Source organism: Mesorhizobium sp. CA6 (assembly GCF_020165035.1).
In the GTDB taxonomy this organism is placed as follows: Bacteria; Pseudomonadota; Alphaproteobacteria; order Rhizobiales; family Rhizobiaceae; genus Mesorhizobium.
In genome coordinates this window covers 1-15,593 of record NZ_JAIUHI010000021.1, presented here as the reverse complement: position 1 = coordinate 15,593, position 15,593 = coordinate 1, and the positions used below count along the sequence as shown (strand labels likewise).

At 63.1% G+C, this 15,593-nt stretch carries 17 protein-coding genes and 1 pseudogene; 10 read left to right on the top strand and 8 right to left on the bottom strand.

What is annotated here, in order from left to right; translation table 11 throughout:
• Position 1: 1 nt before the first annotated feature.
• From uvrA to LB526_RS25560, 5 genes are all read right to left on the bottom strand, one after another.
• Positions 2-2,923: an excinuclease ABC subunit UvrA gene (uvrA, locus tag LB526_RS25580; protein ID WP_224630222.1), complete on the bottom strand. Its 2,922-nt coding sequence runs from the start codon at positions 2,921-2,923 to the stop codon at positions 2-4.
• Between the two features lie 801 nt (positions 2,924-3,724).
• Complete coding sequence (locus tag LB526_RS25575) at positions 3,725-4,003, bottom strand: hypothetical protein (RefSeq protein ID WP_224544440.1); 279 nt, start codon at positions 4,001-4,003, stop codon at positions 3,725-3,727.
• 75 nt (positions 4,004-4,078) lie between these two features.
• Positions 4,079-4,681: an ATP-dependent Clp protease proteolytic subunit gene (locus tag LB526_RS25570; protein WP_095765288.1), complete on the bottom strand. Its 603-nt coding sequence runs from the start codon at positions 4,679-4,681 to the stop codon at positions 4,079-4,081.
• A gap of 27 nt (positions 4,682-4,708) precedes the next feature.
• The gene (locus LB526_RS25565) at positions 4,709-5,182 is read right to left on the bottom strand and encodes an SRPBCC family protein (protein ID WP_224630221.1); all 474 of its coding nucleotides are present in this window, start codon (positions 5,180-5,182) and stop codon (positions 4,709-4,711) included.
• Positions 5,179-5,493 carry an ArsR/SmtB family transcription factor gene (locus LB526_RS25560; protein ID WP_224630220.1) on the bottom strand — a complete coding sequence of 105 codons (315 nt, stop codon included), beginning with the start codon at positions 5,491-5,493 and terminating at the stop codon, positions 5,179-5,181. The genes LB526_RS25565 and LB526_RS25560 overlap by 4 nt, the downstream gene beginning before the upstream one ends.
• Before the next feature lie 236 nt (positions 5,494-5,729).
• On the opposite strand from LB526_RS25560, the gene LB526_RS25555 reads away from it, so the two are divergent.
• The 3 genes and pseudogenes from LB526_RS25555 to LB526_RS25545 all read left to right on the top strand — a co-directional run bounded on the left by LB526_RS25555 (position 5,730) and on the right by LB526_RS25545 (position 7,186).
• Positions 5,730-6,245 carry a single-stranded DNA-binding protein gene (locus tag LB526_RS25555; RefSeq protein ID WP_140841185.1) on the top strand — a complete coding sequence of 172 codons (516 nt, stop codon included), beginning with the start codon at positions 5,730-5,732 and terminating at the stop codon, positions 6,243-6,245.
• Positions 6,246-6,279: 34 nt separating this feature from the next.
• Positions 6,280-6,677, top strand: a pseudogene (locus LB526_RS25550) (DUF2306 domain-containing protein).
• An 83-nt stretch (positions 6,678-6,760) separates the two neighbouring features.
• A complete protein-coding gene (locus tag LB526_RS25545; RefSeq protein ID WP_224630219.1) occupies positions 6,761-7,186 on the top strand; it encodes an OsmC family protein in 426 nt (141 codons plus the stop codon).
• A gap of 31 nt (positions 7,187-7,217) precedes the next feature.
• On the opposite strand, the gene LB526_RS25540 is transcribed toward LB526_RS25545, so the two are convergent.
• The gene (locus tag LB526_RS25540) at positions 7,218-7,847 is read right to left on the bottom strand and encodes a MarC family protein (protein ID WP_224528978.1); all 630 of its coding nucleotides are present in this window, start codon (positions 7,845-7,847) and stop codon (positions 7,218-7,220) included.
• Between the two features lie 145 nt (positions 7,848-7,992).
• Positions 7,993-8,526 (bottom strand): hypothetical protein, encoded by a 534-nt coding sequence (locus LB526_RS25535; RefSeq protein WP_224528975.1) that lies wholly within the window; start codon positions 8,524-8,526, stop codon positions 7,993-7,995.
• Between the two features lie 85 nt (positions 8,527-8,611).
• Here LB526_RS25535 and LB526_RS25530 point away from each other — a divergent pair, with 85 nt between their 5' ends.
• Positions 8,612-9,442 (top strand): helix-turn-helix domain-containing protein, encoded by an 831-nt coding sequence (locus tag LB526_RS25530; protein ID WP_224528958.1) that lies wholly within the window; start codon positions 8,612-8,614, stop codon positions 9,440-9,442.
• A 163-nt stretch (positions 9,443-9,605) separates the two neighbouring features.
• On the top strand, positions 9,606-12,392 hold the full coding sequence (gyrA, locus tag LB526_RS25525) for a DNA gyrase subunit A (protein WP_224528955.1): 2,787 nt from the start codon (positions 9,606-9,608) through the stop codon (positions 12,390-12,392).
• Positions 12,393-12,433: 41 nt separating this feature from the next.
• On the opposite strand, the gene LB526_RS25520 is transcribed toward gyrA, so the two are convergent.
• A complete protein-coding gene (locus tag LB526_RS25520; RefSeq protein ID WP_095765297.1) occupies positions 12,434-12,586 on the bottom strand; it encodes a hypothetical protein in 153 nt (50 codons plus the stop codon).
• A 191-nt stretch (positions 12,587-12,777) separates the two neighbouring features.
• On the opposite strand from LB526_RS25520, the gene coaD reads away from it, so the two are divergent.
• The 5 genes from coaD to LB526_RS25495 form a co-directional block, all read left to right on the top strand.
• Positions 12,778-13,278, top strand: coding sequence for a pantetheine-phosphate adenylyltransferase (coaD, locus tag LB526_RS25515; RefSeq protein ID WP_140696281.1), 501 nt, complete (start codon positions 12,778-12,780; stop codon positions 13,276-13,278).
• An 18-nt stretch (positions 13,279-13,296) separates the two neighbouring features.
• Positions 13,297-13,887 (top strand): peptidylprolyl isomerase, encoded by a 591-nt coding sequence (locus LB526_RS25510; protein ID WP_411909041.1) that lies wholly within the window; start codon positions 13,297-13,299, stop codon positions 13,885-13,887.
• A gap of 29 nt (positions 13,888-13,916) precedes the next feature.
• Positions 13,917-14,429 (top strand): peptidylprolyl isomerase, encoded by a 513-nt coding sequence (locus tag LB526_RS25505; RefSeq protein WP_095765300.1) that lies wholly within the window; start codon positions 13,917-13,919, stop codon positions 14,427-14,429.
• Positions 14,430-14,439: 10 nt separating this feature from the next.
• Positions 14,440-14,889 carry a DMT family transporter gene (locus LB526_RS25500; protein WP_095765301.1) on the top strand — a complete coding sequence of 150 codons (450 nt, stop codon included), beginning with the start codon at positions 14,440-14,442 and terminating at the stop codon, positions 14,887-14,889.
• A 90-nt stretch (positions 14,890-14,979) separates the two neighbouring features.
• The coding region (locus LB526_RS25495) for an S-adenosylmethionine:tRNA ribosyltransferase-isomerase (protein WP_224630218.1) at positions 14,980-15,593 on the top strand (614 nt) is incomplete at its 3' end.

The window sequence follows — 15,593 nt, the reverse complement described above, 5'->3', positions numbered from 1 at the left end:
CTCACTCCGCCGCTTCGCGTTTGCCTCCGGGGCGCCGCTCCAGCAGCTCCTTGAGGAACTGGCCTGTGTAGCTGCGCTTCTCGCGCACGATCGCTTCCGGCGTGCCGGACGCCACCAGCTCCCCGCCGCCGTCGCCGCCTTCGGGGCCGAGGTCCAGCACCCAGTCGGCGGTCTTGATCACTTCGAGATTGTGCTCGATCACCACCACCGTGTTGCCCTGGTCGACCAGCTCGTGCAGCACTTCGAGCAGCTTGGCGACGTCGTGGAAATGCAGGCCGGTGGTCGGCTCGTCGAGGATGTAGAGCGTCTTGCCGGTCGCCTTGCGCGACAATTCCTTGGCAAGCTTGATGCGCTGCGCCTCGCCGCCCGAGAGCGTCGTCGCCTGCTGGCCAATATGGATATAGCCGAGGCCGACCTGCTTCAGCGTCTCCAGCTTGTCGCGCACGCCCGGCACCGCCGAGAAGAAGTCGACGCCTTCCTCGACCGTCATGTCGAGCACGTCGGCGATCGACTTGCCCTTGAACAGCACGTCGAGCGTCTCGCGGTTGTAGCGCTTGCCGTGGCAGACGTCGCAGGTGACGTAGACATCGGGCAGGAAGTGCATCTCGATCTTGATGACGCCGTCGCCCTGGCAGGCCTCGCAGCGGCCGCCCTTGACGTTGAAGGAGAAACGGCCCGGCTGATAGCCGCGCGCCTTGGCTTCGGGCAACCCTGCGAACCAGTCGCGGATCGGCGTGAAGGCACCGGTATAGGTCGCGGGGTTAGAGCGCGGCGTGCGGCCGATCGGCGACTGGTCGATGTCGATGACCTTGTCGAGGAATTCCAGACCCTCGATGCGGTCGTGCTCGGCCGGATGCTCGCGCGAGCCCATGATGCGGCGCGAGGCCGCCTTGAACAGCGTCTCGATTAGGAAGGTCGACTTGCCGCCGCCGGACACGCCGGTGACCGCAGTGAAGGTGCCAAGCGGGATCTCCGCCGTCACGTTTTTGAGATTGTTGCCGCGCGCGCCGACCACCTTGATGCGCCGGTTCTTCTTCGCCTCGCGCCGCACCGCGGGCGTTGCCACTTCGAGCTCGCCCGACAAATATTTGCCGGTGATCGAGGCAGGTGTGGCCATGATCTGCTGCGGCGTGCCTTGCGCGATGATCTGGCCGCCATGGATGCCGGCCGCCGGGCCGATGTCGACGACGTAGTCGGCATGCAGGATGGCGTCCTCGTCATGCTCGACGACGATCACCGTGTTGCCAATGTCGCGCAGGTGCTTGAGCGTATCGAGCAGGCGCGCATTGTCGCGCTGATGCAAGCCGATCGACGGCTCGTCCAGCACATAGAGCACGCCGGTGAGGCCGGAGCCGATCTGCGAAGCGAGCCGGATGCGCTGGCTCTCGCCGCCCGACAGCGTGCCGGAATTGCGCGACAAGGTCAGATAGTCGAGGCCGACATCGTTGAGGAAGCGCAGCCGCTCGCGGATTTCCTTCAGCACGCGGACCGCGATCTCGTTCTGCTTGTCATTCAACTGCGCCGGCAGGTCGGTGAACCACTGGTCGGCCTTGCGGATCGACATCTCCGTGACTTCACCGATATGCTTGCCGCCGATCTTCACCGCCAGCGCTTCCGGCTTCAGACGGTAGCCGTTGCAGGCGGGGCAGGGGGTGGCCGACATGAAGCGCTCGATCTCCTCGCGCATCCAGGCGGATTCAGTTTCCTTCCAGCGCCGGTCGAGATTGGGGATGACGCCCTCGAAGGTCTTGGTCGTCTTGTAGGAGCGCAGGCCGTCATCATACTGGAAGGTGATCTCGCGCTCGCCCGTGCCGCGCAACAGGGCTTCTTTGGCCTCGGCGCTCAGATCCTTGAACTTGTCGCCGAGCTTGAAGCCATAGACCTTGCCCAGCGCTTCCAGCGTCTGCGCGTAATAGGGCGAGGTCGATTTCGCCCACGGGCTGATGGCGCCGTCGCGCAGCGACACGTTCTCGTCCGGTACGACGAGGTTGGGATCGATGGCGCGCTGGCTGCCAAGGCCGTCGCAGGTCGGGCAGGCGCCGAACGGGTTGTTGAAGGAGAACAGCCTGGGCTCGATCTCCGGAATGGTGAAGCCGGACACCGGGCAGGCGAATTTTTCCGAGAACAGGATGCGCTCATGCGTCTCGTTTTTCGACTTGTTGACCGAATCCTCGCCGGTCTGGCTGGCGTCGAGCGGCTTGTCGGCGAATTCCGCCACGGCAAGACCTTCGGCAAGCTTCAGCGCGGTCTCGATCGAGTCCGCGAGCCGCGTGGCCAGGTCGCCGCGCACGACGATGCGGTCGACGACGACGTCGATGTCGTGCTTGTATTTCTTGTCGAGCGCCGGCACGTCGGCGATCTCGTAGAAGACGCCGTCGACCTTGACGCGCTGGAAGCCCTTCTTCTGCAGTTCCAGCAGTTCCTTGCGGTACTCGCCCTTGCGGCCGCGCACGATCGGCGCCAGCAGGAACAGGCGCGTGCCCTCGTCCAGCGCCAGCACGCGGTCGACCATCTGCGAAACCGTCTGGCTTTCGATCGGCAGGCCGGTGGCCGGCGAATAGGGGATGCCGACACGCGCGAACAGCAGGCGCATGTAGTCGTAGATTTCCGTGACGGTGCCGACGGTCGAGCGCGGGTTGCGCGAGGTGGTCTTCTGCTCGATCGAGATGGCGGGCGACAGGCCGTCGATCTGGTCGACGTCCGGCTTCTGCATCATCTCGAGGAACTGGCGGGCATAGGCCGACAGGCTTTCGACATAGCGGCGCTGGCCCTCGGCATAGATGGTGTCGAAGGCAAGCGACGACTTGCCGGATCCCGACAATCCGGTCATGACGATCAGGCTGTCGCGCGGCAGGTCGAGATCGACGTTCTTGAGATTGTGTTCGCGCGCCCCGCGAATGGAAAGGTATTTATGGTCGGCCATCGCCGGTCGCCGCCTCAGATCTGGAATTTGCTGGATTGGCGGGTTTGTCCCGGCCATCCCCTATGTAGGTATTTTCACCGCCACGTCGAGAGACGCCACAATCTCGACGGGACAAGCCGATCATGGGTTTAACCGTCTTTCGCGCGAGCGGGCAAGCGGAAAGAACAAAGATCGAACACGCTGCTGACAAAGCGTTGTGGAAACAATCGCCGCCCAAACGTTGTGAGAACAATCGCCCAAACGTAGTGGAAACAATCGCGGCCGAGCTACGCGCCGTTGGGTGTGTCGAAGCACTCGACTTACCTGCACGTAACCTCCAGGCGATCACATTTTTCGGTAACCGACTATTCAACGGTTGACGTCCCGAGCCCAGGGGAGCAGTCTCAAACGCGTCAACGAAGCCGGCCGTCTTTCGATGGCCTCGCCGCCCAATAGGCGGTCTGCGAGACGCCGCAGGCGATAGCGATTTGCGCTTCGAACGACATTGTCGCAACGGACCCAGGAGCGGAGCATGACGCCACCGGACAGTCCCTTGAGGCTCCACACTGAGATGGAGCCGCGGCGGGCATAAGTGCCAGGGCAGACTTGAAACGCCGGCCCGACAAACCGTGACTTGCCGATTCTTAACAATTAGAGACGATAGTCGGATCGTCGGCTGAACGCCGCGTTGCATCCGAAACAGAACGCCGGCAGTCCACTCCCGGCTAAAATTGGATTATCAGATCCATGAAAGCCCCGTCCACCTGCGGAAGCAGTGGCGGGGCTTACATTTTGTGGTGTTCGCGTTTGACCCGCTCGCGATCAATGGTTCGGGATCCGAGCGCCGCCCGTCGCCATATCGATCGTTATGCTGCCGCCGATCCTGACATCGGTGTCGCCGATCTTGAAGGAACCGTCGCTGCCGGCCGGTAGCGCGTCTGGTTCCGGCTGCGGCGCCGGCTTGGCGATGCGGTAGTCGCCGCTGACGCCAGGCAGTTTCTGCGCCGAACTGTCGTCGGCAAGGGCGGCGCCGGCCACCAGCGCGCCGGCAAGCGCGGCGAGGGCAACGCACAAGTGCCTGGATTGGAACGGATCGATCATGCGCGGACTATAGGGACGCGGCTAGGGCAATGCCAGACGCGCGGCGATCAATTTGCCGCGCGCCTTCCCGCAACGTCAGGCCGCTTTCTTGCGCGTGTCGTAGACGTGGTCGACAAGGCCCCAAGTCTTGGCTTCCGCGGCGCTCATGAAGTAATCGCGATCGAGCGTGCGCTCGACCTCCTCGTAGGTCCGGCCGCAATGCTTGGCGTAGAGCTCGGTCATATGCTGCTTGGTACGCACGATGTCCTCGGCATGGCGCTGGATGTCTGAGGCCTGGCCCTGAAAGCCGCCCAGCGGCTGATGCAGCACGATCCTTGTGTTGGGCAGCGCGATCCGCCGCCCCGGCGCGCCGGCCATCAGCAGGAAGGAGCCCATCGAGGCGGCAAAGCCCATGCAGACCGTCGACACCGGGCAGGAGATGTACTGCATCGTGTCGTAGATGGCGAAGCCGCTGGTCACCATGCCGCCCGGCGAGTTGATGTAAAGCGAGATCTCCTTGTCGGGGTGGTCCGATTCCAGCGACAGGAGCTGTGCGCAAACCAGAGCCGAGACGTTGTCGTTGATCTCGCCATTGATAAAGACGATGCGCTCGCGCAGCAGCCGCGAAAAGATATCGAAGGAACGCTCGCCGCGGCTCGATTGCTCGATGACCATCGGCACCAGATTGGCAATGCTCATGACGGGTTTCCTCGGTCCTCTTTTTGATCAGGCCGCGCGCAGCATCATGCAGGGCGCATTGGCGGCGGTCGGGTTCTTGCGCGCGTCGAGCGAAAGCCCGCAGCCGGCGCCGGAGACAGCGATAAGAGGCTGTGCGACCGGCACGAAGCCGTCATGCACGATGCTGAGATGTGTGCCGCCCGAGGCCGTGCCGGCAAGCGTGAAGGTGACGACACTGTCGAAGGGTGGAAGCCCGCCGTCGTCAGCACCAGGTTTTTCGCGCCAGGAATAGCGCAGCAGCCTGCCGGGCTCGGCGTCGAGCACCTCGCATTCGATCGGCGCATCCGGTCCGACAAAGGCGAAGCGGCTGCCGGCTTCCGGCTTGATGTCGTTCGGCATCATCCAGGCGGCGAGCAGTTCCGGCTCGGTCAGCGCCCGCCAGACCTTTTCCGGCGGCTCAGGGAGGTCGCATTCGAAGCTGAGCGGCGCTTCGTTGACAATCGGGTTTTCGGTTGCCGTCATTGGTCCATTCCCTTCAGAACCGTCTTCAACTTCTCGATGCGTTCCGGCCAGAAGGCGCGGTAGCGTTCGATCCAGCCGAGCAGCGGGTCGAGCCCCTGCGGATCGGCGCGGTAATAGGCGTTGCGGCCGGCACGCCGCTCGACCACCAGGCCGGCGCCGCGCAGCACGGCAAGGTGCTGCGAGACCGCCGGCTGCGACACACTCATGCCGGCGCGCAGCTCGCTCACGCTGATCTCGCCAGCGGCCAGCCGCTCGTAAACTGCGCGTCGCGTCGGGTCGGCCAGAGCGCGGAAAATCTCTGCTTCGATCATGGCAGAAGCATAAGTCGATACTTATCGATTTGGCAAGCTTCTATTTGATCGCCATATCAAAACGCACGTCCAACCCTGCCTTTGCTGACATTCCTTGACAGAAAGTGCAGCTACGACTAGAACGAAAAGAGAACAAAAACCTTGTGGGAAAAGCCAGCCTTTTGCGGGCGGCGACGACCCGCAGGCTATAAGGTGAGCGACTTGAAATTTGTTTCGGATGAGCGCGGAGAAGTAAGATGGCGGGTAGCGTCAACAAGGTCATTCTGGTCGGCAATCTCGGAGCGGATCCTGAAATCCGCCGCCTGAATTCCGGTGATCCGGTCGTCAACATTCGCATCGCCACGTCGGAAAGCTGGCGCGACAAGAACTCGGGCGAGCGTAAGGAAAAGACCGAGTGGCATAACGTCGTCATTTTCAACGACCAGCTCGCCAAGGTGGCCGAGCAGTATTTGAAGAAGGGCATGAAGGTCTATGTCGAGGGTCAGCTGCAGACCCGCAAATGGCAGGACCAGACCGGTGCCGACAAATACACCACCGAGGTCGTGCTGCAGAAATTCCGAGGCGAGTTGCAGATGCTCGACGCGCGCGGCGAGGGCGGCGGCGGCCAGGTCGGCAATTATTCCGGTGGCGGCAACAGCCGAGGCTCGGATTTCGGCCAGTCCAGCCCGAATGAAAGCTTCAACCGCGGCGGCAGTGGCGGCTCCAGGGGCGGCGGCTCGTCACGCGAGCTGGACGACGAGATCCCGTTCTAAGCGTCTCGAAACGGCCGTCTGAGGGGAAGGCGTGATGTCGCTCGGACCGCTTCTGTCGGCGTCGCCTCCCATTCCGTGGCATGCATTCGCGGCCTTCGCCGCTTTGGCCATCGGCGGCGCCCAGTTGGCGCTGCCGAAAGGTACTGTGCGTCATCGTGTGCTGGGCTACACCTGCGTGGCGTTGATGCTGGTCATCGCCATATCGAGTTTCTGGATCCAGCAGATCCGGCTCGTCGCTCCGTTCAGCCCGATCCATCTGTTGTCGATCCTGGTGCTGGTCACCATGCCGCTGGCGGCCTGGTATGCGCACACGCATAAGGTAACCGCGCATCGCGGCGCCATGATCAAGCTCTATCTGTTCGCGCTGGTCGGCGCCGGCATCTTCACGCTGCTGCCGGCCGGATCATGCACGCCGTTGTGTTCGGCCAGTAAGGCGTGTTGATATTCAGGTGAGGCCGGCCTGACCTGAATATCAACACGCCTTGGCGGACGGCAATTTCTCAAGGAAGGTCAACGTGAAAGCACGCATCAAATGGGTCGAGGAACGCACCTTCGTCGGCGAGTCCGGCAGCGGCCACAAGGTCGTGCTGGGCGCGGCGCACAGGCCGGAAGGCAAGACGCCGGGACCGAGCCCGATGGAACTGGTGCTGATCGGCACCGGCGGCTGCTCGGCCTATGATGTCGTGCACATCCTCGAGAAGGGCCGGGAGGCGGTCGAGGATTGCGTGGTCGAGCTCGACGCCGACCGAGCCGAAGCCGATCCAAAGGTGTTCACCCGCATCCACATGCATTTCATCGTCAAGGGGAGAGCCCTGTCGCACGACAAGGTGAAACGCGCGATCGATCTGTCGATCGAAAAATACTGCTCGGCTTCAGCCATGATGGCCAAGACGGCGACCATCACGCATGATTTCGAGGTGGTCGAGACGGCGGCGAAGTGAGGCAGTAGGCAGTAGGCAGTACGATACTTATTCAAGCGGCCATCAGCGCCTTGATGCCGTCCGCCACGAACTGAACGGCTAGCGCCGCGAGGATGACGCCGAGCAGACGGGTCAGGATCGAGCGGCCGGTCTGGCCGAGGATGCGGTCGATACGCTCGGACAGCACGAAAACCAGAAAGGTGATCACCAGACAGATCGCTATGATGCCGACCAGCGCCGCCTGTGCGCCAAAACCCTGGAAGGAGCCCGACAGCAGCACGGTTGCCGAGATGGCGCCCGGACCGGCGATCAGCGGGATTGCCAGCGGGAAGGCGGCGATATTGTGAATCATGTCCTTGGTGATGGCGACGTCGCCGATCTTCTCCTTACGGTCCTGACGGCGCTCGAACACCATTTCGAAGGCGATGAAGAACAAGAGGAAGCCGCCGGCGACGCGAAAGGCCGGCAGCGTTATGCCGAACACCGACAGGATCGAGGCGCCGGCAATCGCAAACAGCGCCATGACCAGGAAGCCGATCACCGAGGCGCGGATCGAAACCTGCTGGCGCTCGTCACGGTTCATGCCGCGCGTCACGGCCAGGAAAAGCGGCGCCAGTCCCGGCGGGTCGATGGTCACCAGGATGGTGACGAAGGCGTTGAACAGGCTGTCGAAACTCGGCATCGCTGGTCCCCTCCCGCCGGGCGAAGCCCAGGTTTTGCAATTGGTAGAGCAAAGCTGTGGCGCTGGAAAGCGGAAGGAAATGGTGTGCGAAGCTGTGAAAGCAGGCGCGAGGGATCGCTTTCAATTCCTTGCGGCTTTTCGATCGCTATCGAGGTTCATTTAGGCGACGAGCCAGAAACTCGACCTCCATTCGCCAGGTCGCGCCGCCATCATGCGAGCGCTCGCCGAGCCAGCGAAACGAGTTTTCGGTGATGCGTGAAAAGCTCCAGCGCACAGACGCGCCGGTGCCGTCCGTACCGACCTGGACGATCGTGCCGTCCTCGGTGTGGCCGAGTTGGCGGCTGTAATACTGGTTGCGCGGGTCGCTCCAGAAGATGTGCCAGGCGTCGGCGCCCGGATCGTAGACACGCAATGTGGTGCCGTAGAAGGTCCATGCTCCGAGCGAAGTCTGGACCCCGGTGTTCCGCGCGGGCAAGATCCAGACGTCCTGCACGGCGCGGCCTTCGAGAACCCAGCCGAAATGCACTTCGCCGCGACCCGTGAGCCTTGTGCCATCCTCGAGAATGCGTGTGGCATCGAACGTCCATGCGCCGATGAAGCGGCCATAGAGTTTCAGCTTTTCGGCAAGGTCCGGTTTTGGGCCGTCGCTGTGCAGGGCCTCGGCAAAAGGATCGGTCATTGTTGCTGCCTCGTTTGTCAGGAGAGGGCTAGCAATAGCGGTATGGCAGGGTTCTACGCTTGGGAAAAATTGCTATCTTTCAGCCATGACGACCGCGCAGAAGACTCTGGCTTCCGGACATGGCTGGCAGGTGTCCGACGTGGTGTGCACGGCCGTCGCCGGCGACAAGCCATTCGAGGAAGAGCATTGCAGCTTTTGCGTCGCCGCCGTGACCAGGGGCACGTTCCGCTATCGCACGCGCCAGGGGACGGCGATGCTGGCGCCGGGCGCCCTCCTGCTCGGCAATCCCGGCGCCTGCTATGAATGCGGGCATGAGCACGGCGCCGGCGACCGCTGCCTCTCCTTCCATTTTTCGCCGGCCTATCTGGAGCGCGTCCTGGCCGACCTGCCGGATGTGAAACGGCTCGGCTTTACCCATCCACGCCTGCCGCCCTTGCCGGCGCTGGCGCCTCTGCTGGCCGAGGCGGAGGCGGCACGGGAAGCGGGCGACGGCGACGCATTCGAGGAACTCGGCCTGCGCATGGCCGGGGCGGTCGCCACGGCTGCGGCCGACACTTCCACAGCTGGCCGGGCGCCCAGCCGCCGCGACCAGAAACGCGTTGCCGAGGCGGTGCGGCTGATCGAGCTCAACGCCGATCGACCATTGTCGCTTGCCAAGCTCGCTGCCGGCGTGGCGACAAGCCCGTTTCACTTCCTGCGCACGTTCCGGCAGGTTGCCGGCATGACGCCCTATCAATTCCTGCTGAGGACGAGGCTGCACCGCGCCGCGGTGCGTCTGCGCAGCTCGAGCGCGGCGATCTCGACGATCGCCTTCGATGCCGGCTTTAACGATCTGTCGACCTTCAACCGCCGGTTCCGGCGCGAGATGGGACAAGCTCCCGGCGCGTATCGCGCCAGACGGACCAGAGGGCGCTAACGCCGGCTGAAGCGAAATCGACCTTGGCCATATCGTCGCAATCAGCGATATCCATTTGAAATTGCCATCAAAATTGTCTCTGGAAAAGTCCGGCCGACATTGGAGTTTCGGCGAGGCTTCCTATATAAGCGGTGAGTGATTCCCGACTGGATTGTGACCTGATTTGACCGACCAGAAGACACCGCGCGGGCCGGACGGCGGCCCCACCGGCATCGAGCCGATTTCGATCATCGAGGAGATGCAGCGCTCCTATCTCGATTACGCCATGAGCGTGATCGTCAGCCGTGCGCTGCCCGACGTGCGCGACGGCCTGAAGCCGGTGCATCGCCGCATCCTCTATGCCTCGCATGAGAGCGGCTACCACTGGAACCGCAAATATGTGAAATCGGCCCGCCCGGTCGCCGACGTGATGGGTAAATACCATCCGCATGGCGATGCCTCGATCTATGACGCGCTGGTGCGCATGGCGCAGGACTGGTCGCTGCGCGTGCCGCTGATCGACGGTCAGGGCAATTTCGGCTCGATCGACGGCGATCCGCCGGCGGCGATGCGCTACACCGAGTCCAGGCTCACCAAGGTCGCGCATGAGCTCTTGGAGGACATCGACAAGGAAACCGTCGATTTTCAGGATACTTATGATGCGTCCGGCAGCGAGCCCAAGGTACTGCCGGCCCGTTTCCCGAACCTTCTGGTCAACGGCTCCGGCGGTATCGCCGTCGGCATGGCCACCAACATTCCACCGCACAATCTCGTCGAAGTCTGCAACGGCGCCATCGCTCTCATCGACAATCCGGCGATCGACCTGACGGCGCTGATGGAGATCGTGCCCGGTCCGGATTTCCCGACCGGCGGCATCGTGCTTGGCCGTTCGGGCATCTACAATGCCTATTCGACGGGCCGCGGTTCGATCGTCATGCGCGGCCGCGTCGAGATCGAGCAGCGCGGCAATGACCGCGAATCCATCGTCGTCACCGAGATTCCTTATCAGGTGAACAAGGCCTCGATGATCGAGAAGATGGCCGAGCTGGTGCGCGACAAGCGCATCGAGGGCATTTCCGACATCCGCGACGAGAGCGACCGCCAGGGCTACCGCGTCGTCGTGGAGTTGAAGCGCGACGCCGTAGCCGACGTTGTCCTCAACCAGCTCTACCGTTTCACGCCGCTGCAAACCTCGTTCGGCGCCAATATGGTGGCGCTCAACGGTGGCAAGCCGGAAGTGCTGACGCTGATCGACATGCTGAAGGCCTTTGTCGGCTTCCGCGAGGAAGTCGTCAGCCGTCGCACGAAATATCTGCTGCGCAAGGCGCGCGAGCGGGCGCATGTGTTGGTCGGTCTGGCCATTGCGGTCGCTAATATCGACGAGGTGATCAAGCTGATCCGCACCGCGCCGGATCCGCAGACGGCGCGCGAGCAGTTGATGGAGCGGCGCTGGCCGTCACACGACGTCGCTCCGCTGATCCAGCTGATCGACGATCCGCGCCATCGCATCAACGAGGACGGCACCTATAATCTGTCCGAGGAACAGGCGCGCGCCATTCTTGACCTGCGCCTGCAGCGCCTGACCGCGCTCGGCCGCGACGAGATCGCCGACGAATTGAACCAGATCGGCGCTGAAATCGTCGATTTCCTTGATATTTTGTCATCGCGCGCGCGTATCCAGCAGATCGTCAAGCACGAGCTGGTCGCGGTCCGCGACGAGTTCGGCACACCGCGCCGCACCGAGCTGACCGACGGCGGTTCGGATATGGAAGACGAGGACCTGATCCAGCGCGAGGACATGGTCGTCACCGTCAGCCATTCCGGCTACATCAAGCGCGTGCCGCTTTCACTCTACCGAGCGCAGCGCCGCGGCGGCAAGGGCCGCTCCGGCATGTCGACCAAGGAAGAGGATTTCGTCACCCGCCTGTTCGTCGCCAACACGCACACGCCGGTGCTGTTCTTCTCCTCGCGCGGCATCGTCTACAAGGAAAAGGTCTGGCGGCTGCCGATCGGAAACCCGCAATCGCGCGGCAAGGCGCTGATCAACATGCTGCCGCTCGAGCAGGGCGAGCGCATTACGACGATCATGCCGCTGCCGGAGGACGAAACCAGCTGGGGCGAGCTCGATGTGATGTTCGCGACCACGCGCGGCACCGTGCGCCGCAACAAGCTGTCCGACTTCGTCCAGGTCAACCGCAACGGCAAGATCGCCATGAAGCTGGAGGAAGAGGGCGACGAGATCCTTGGCGTCGAGACCTGCACCGACAATGACGATGTGCTTCTGACCGCGAATTCCGGCCAGTGCATCCGTTTCCGGGTCTCCGATGTGCGTGTGTTCCAGAGCCGCAATTCCGTCGGCGTGCGCGGCATAACCATGGCCGAGACCGACCGCATCATCTCGATGTCCATCATCGAGAACGTCGATGCGTCGCCAGCAGAGCGCGCGGCCTATCTGAAGCGCGCCGCGGCGGAGCGCAGGCTTGCCGCCGGCGGAGCCGGCGAGGAGGAGGAGATCGCGCTCACCAATGAGGAAATCGGCGAGGAAGCCGAGCTTTCCGAGGAGCGCTACGAGTTCCTCAAGGCGCATGAGAAGCTTGTGCTCACGGTGACCGAATATGGCTACGGCAAGCGCTCGTCGTCCTACGATTTCCGGCTGACGGGCCGCGGCGGCAAAGGTATCCGCGCCACCGATGTGTCGAAGGTAGCCGAGATCGGCCGGCTGGTCGCGACGTTCCCGGTCGGCAATGACGATCAGATCATGCTGGTTTCGGACGGCGGCACGGTCATCCGCGTGCCGGTCAACGGCATACGCTTCGCCAGCCGGGCCACTAAGGGCGTGACGATCTTCAACACGGCCGAAGGCGAGAAGGTTGTATCGGTGGAGCGGATTTCGGAACCGCAGTCGGACGAAGAGGCCGAAGACGTGGCTTCAAGCGAGACCGGCACCGACGACATGGGCGAAGGCGAATAGGTTCAAGCTTCACCGGCCTCTCTGGGCCGGTGCGATCATGATCAGTGGCGACGGTAGACGTTGCGATGGGCGAAACCATCGAGCCGCTTGGTATTGGCCTTGACGCGCACTCGCGCTGCTTCCTGATGCAACCCGAATGCAGTCGCGATCAGCATCACAATGGTCATTGCAGTGGCAAGCATGTAGATCAGCATTTGCGTGTTCTCCTGGGCGTACAACGATGAGGTGGGGATTTGGTTTCACCTCTTGAAGCGGCAACCTAGTGAACGCTGCGTGAAATGTTCGTGATTGCCGCATTCATCTGTCGTTCATCGGCGCGAAAAGGTTCACGGCAATGCAACTAATGAGATTTGCCTTTGTCCGAGAGGCTCGCTAGAAGCCTGCCATGACGGAACGCACCGCCCTTTACGCCGGCTCTTTCGACCCGCTGACCAATGGCCATCTCGATGTGCTTAAAGCGTCGCTGGCGGTGGCCGATACCGTCTATGCGGCGATCGGCATTCATCCGGGCAAGAAGCCGTTGTTTTCCTTCGAGGAACGCGTTGAGTTGATCGAGGCCGCAACCAAGGCCGAATTCGGTCGCGACAGCGATCGTATCAAGGTCGTGTCCTTCGATGGGCTGGTCATCGACGCGGCCCGCAAGCACGGCGCCTCGATCATGATCCGGGGGCTGCGCGACGGCACCGACCTCGATTACGAAATGCAGATGGCCGGCATGAACGAGACGATGGCGCCGGAATTGCAGACGGTTTTTCTGCCCGCCAGCCCTTCGGTGCGCACCATTACCGCCACACTTGTGCGCCAGATTGCGTCGATGGGCGGCGATATCCGCCCGTTCGTGCCTGCGGCCGTTGCCGGCGCGCTCGCCGCCAAGTTCACCAAATAGGTTTTCCCGGAGATACCCATGCAGCTGAAGAAGCTCGCTTCGTTCCTTGTCGTGGTTGCCGGCCTTTTCGCGGCGTCCTTGCCGGCCGTCGCCGCCGACAAGGAAGACACCATGATCATCACGCTCAAGAACGGCGACGTGACCATCGCGTTGCGTCCCGATCTGGCGCCCAAGCATGTCGCGCAGATCAAGAAGCTGGTGCGCGACGGCGCTTACGATAACGTCGCCTTCCACCGCGTCATCGACGGCTTCATGGCGCAGACCGGCGACGTCAAATTCGGCAACATGAAGAAGGGGTTCAACCCTGAAGCCGTCGGCACCGGCGGCTCCGATCTTCCCGACCTGCCGGCCGAGTTTTCGCAGAGCGAGCAGTTCGCGCGCGGCGTGGTCGGCATGGCCCGTTCGCAGGACCCGAACTCGGCCAACTCGCAATTCTTCATCATGTTCGCGCCGGCGCCGAACCTCGACGGCCAGTACACCATCGTCGGCAAGGTGGTCGGCGGCATGGATCTCGTCGACAAGATCAAGAAGGGCGACGAGCCCGACAACGGCACGGTCACCGACCCCGACCGCATGATCAAGGTTCGCATCGCCGCCGACAGCAAGTAACTCCCTCAATTTTCAAAGGATTTTCCGACATGGCTGAGATCAAAGACCGCGAGAACGCGCTCATCATGGAAACGACCAAGGGCCCGGTCGTCATCGAAATGTATCCCGAGCTTGCGCCCGGCCATGTTGCGCGCATTAAAGAGCTGGCGCGCGAAGGCGCCTATGACGGCGTGGTGTTCCACCGCGTCATCGACGGCTTCATGGCGCAGACCGGCGACGTCAAGTTTGGCAATTCGAGCAAGCCCACTTATGCGCCGTCGCGCGCGGGCATGGGCGGCTCCGACAAGCCGGACCTCAAGGCCGAGTTCTCCAACGCCAATCACGGCCGCGGCGCCTGCTCGATGGCTAGGGCCCAGAACCCGAACTCGGCGAACTCGCAGTTCTTCATCTGCTTCGACGACGCGGCCTTCCTCAACCGCCAGTACACGGTTTGGGGCCAGGTCATCGAAGGCATGGAGAATGTCGACAAGATCAAGCGCGGCGAGCCGGTGCAGGATCCCGACAAGATCGTGTCGCTGAAAGTCGCGGCAGACGTCAAGTAAAGGCGGAACCATGATGGGCGCTGTCTGGTCTCTGCTCGGCATCCTGTCCGGCGCCTTCATCGCCATCCAGGCGCCGATCAATTCGCAATTGGCTAAGGGCCTCGGCCTTCCGGTCGCGGCCGCCGCCTTTTCCTTCCTGTCCGGTGCCATCGTGCTTGGCATCATCTCGATTTCGGTGGTGAAGCTGCAGGGCATCTCGCTCGACTGGAAGGCGCCGGCGCCCTGGCTGTTCGTCGCCGGCGGCATGCTCGGCGGCTTCTATGTGACGCTGTCGACGATCCTCACGCCACGCATCGGCGCGGCGGCGCTGATGGCCTTCCTGGTCGCCGGTCAGCTGATCGCCGGCATGCTGATCGACCGCGCCGGCTTCCTTGGCGTGGCGGTGCGCGAAATCTCGCTTGGCCGCGTCGCCGGCGCTGTGCTGCTCTTGGCCGGAGCGCTGCTGGTGCGGCTGACCTGAGCGTCGGCTGTTTCGTTCGACGGCAATTGCTCGCAAGGCGCGGCAACAAGACGGTGGCGAGAGCGCGGCGATCGGGTTATTGCCGCAGGCATGAAAGTGGACCTCTTCGATTTCGATCTTCCCGAAGACCGCATCGCGCTCAGGCCGGCCGAGCCGCGCGACAGCGCTCGGCTGCTGGTGGTGAGGCCGGACACCGGTTTCGAGGACCGGACGGTCCGGGACCTGCCGTCGCTGCTCGAGGCCGGCGACGTGCTGGTGTTCAACGACACCAAAGTCATCCCGGCGCAATTGAAGGGCATCAGGCTGCGCGGCGAAGCGGCGGCGCAGGTCGAGGCGACGCTGCACATGCGCACCGGTCCCGACCGCTGGCTGGCCTTCATGCGGCCGGGCAAGCGCATCGCCGCCGGCGACCGCATCCAGTTCGGCCATGACGGCAGTTCCTGCTTTCTGGGCCGGCTCGACGCCACGGTGCTTGAAAAAGGCGAGGGCGGCGAAGCGCTGCTCGGCTTCGATCTGTCGGGCGCCTTTCTCGACGAGGCGCTGCATGCCGTCGGGCATATCCCGCTGCCGCCCTACATTGCGTCGAAGCGCGAGGACGACGAGCGCGACCGCGCCGATTATCAGACGATCTATGCGCGCGAGGAAGGCGCGGTCGCCGCGCCTACCGCTGGCCTGCATTTCACCCCGGAGCTGTTCGCGGGGGG

Excerpts from the sequence above, each read along its gene's own strand:
- LB526_RS25555 (WP_140841185.1), top strand. The coding sequence starts at position 5,730 with ATGGCGGGTAGCGTCAACAAGGTCATTCTGGTCGGCAATCTCGGAGCG.
- coaD (WP_140696281.1), top strand. The coding sequence starts at position 12,778 with ATGACGGAACGCACCGCCCTTTACGCCGGCTCTTTCGACCCGCTGACC.
- LB526_RS25505 (WP_095765300.1), top strand. The coding sequence starts at position 13,917 with ATGGCTGAGATCAAAGACCGCGAGAACGCGCTCATCATGGAAACGACC.
- LB526_RS25575 (WP_224544440.1), bottom strand. The coding sequence starts at position 4,003 with ATGATCGATCCGTTCCAATCCAGGCACTTGTGCGTTGCCCTCGCCGCG.
- LB526_RS25530 (WP_224528958.1), top strand. The coding sequence starts at position 8,612 with ATGACGACCGCGCAGAAGACTCTGGCTTCCGGACATGGCTGGCAGGTG.
- LB526_RS25560 (WP_224630220.1), bottom strand. The coding sequence starts at position 5,493 with ATGATCGAAGCAGAGATTTTCCGCGCTCTGGCCGACCCGACGCGACGC.
- LB526_RS25570 (WP_095765288.1), bottom strand. The coding sequence starts at position 4,681 with ATGAGCATTGCCAATCTGGTGCCGATGGTCATCGAGCAATCGAGCCGC.
- LB526_RS25520 (WP_095765297.1), bottom strand. The coding sequence starts at position 12,586 with ATGCTGATCTACATGCTTGCCACTGCAATGACCATTGTGATGCTGATC.
- uvrA (WP_224630222.1), bottom strand. The coding sequence starts at position 2,923 with ATGGCCGACCATAAATACCTTTCCATTCGCGGGGCGCGCGAACACAAT.
- LB526_RS25500 (WP_095765301.1), top strand. The coding sequence starts at position 14,440 with ATGATGGGCGCTGTCTGGTCTCTGCTCGGCATCCTGTCCGGCGCCTTC.
- LB526_RS25535 (WP_224528975.1), bottom strand. The coding sequence starts at position 8,526 with ATGACCGATCCTTTTGCCGAGGCCCTGCACAGCGACGGCCCAAAACCG.
- LB526_RS25510 (WP_411909041.1), top strand. The coding sequence starts at position 13,297 with ATGCAGCTGAAGAAGCTCGCTTCGTTCCTTGTCGTGGTTGCCGGCCTT.
- LB526_RS25540 (WP_224528978.1), bottom strand. The coding sequence starts at position 7,847 with ATGCCGAGTTTCGACAGCCTGTTCAACGCCTTCGTCACCATCCTGGTG.
- LB526_RS25565 (WP_224630221.1), bottom strand. The coding sequence starts at position 5,182 with ATGACGGCAACCGAAAACCCGATTGTCAACGAAGCGCCGCTCAGCTTC.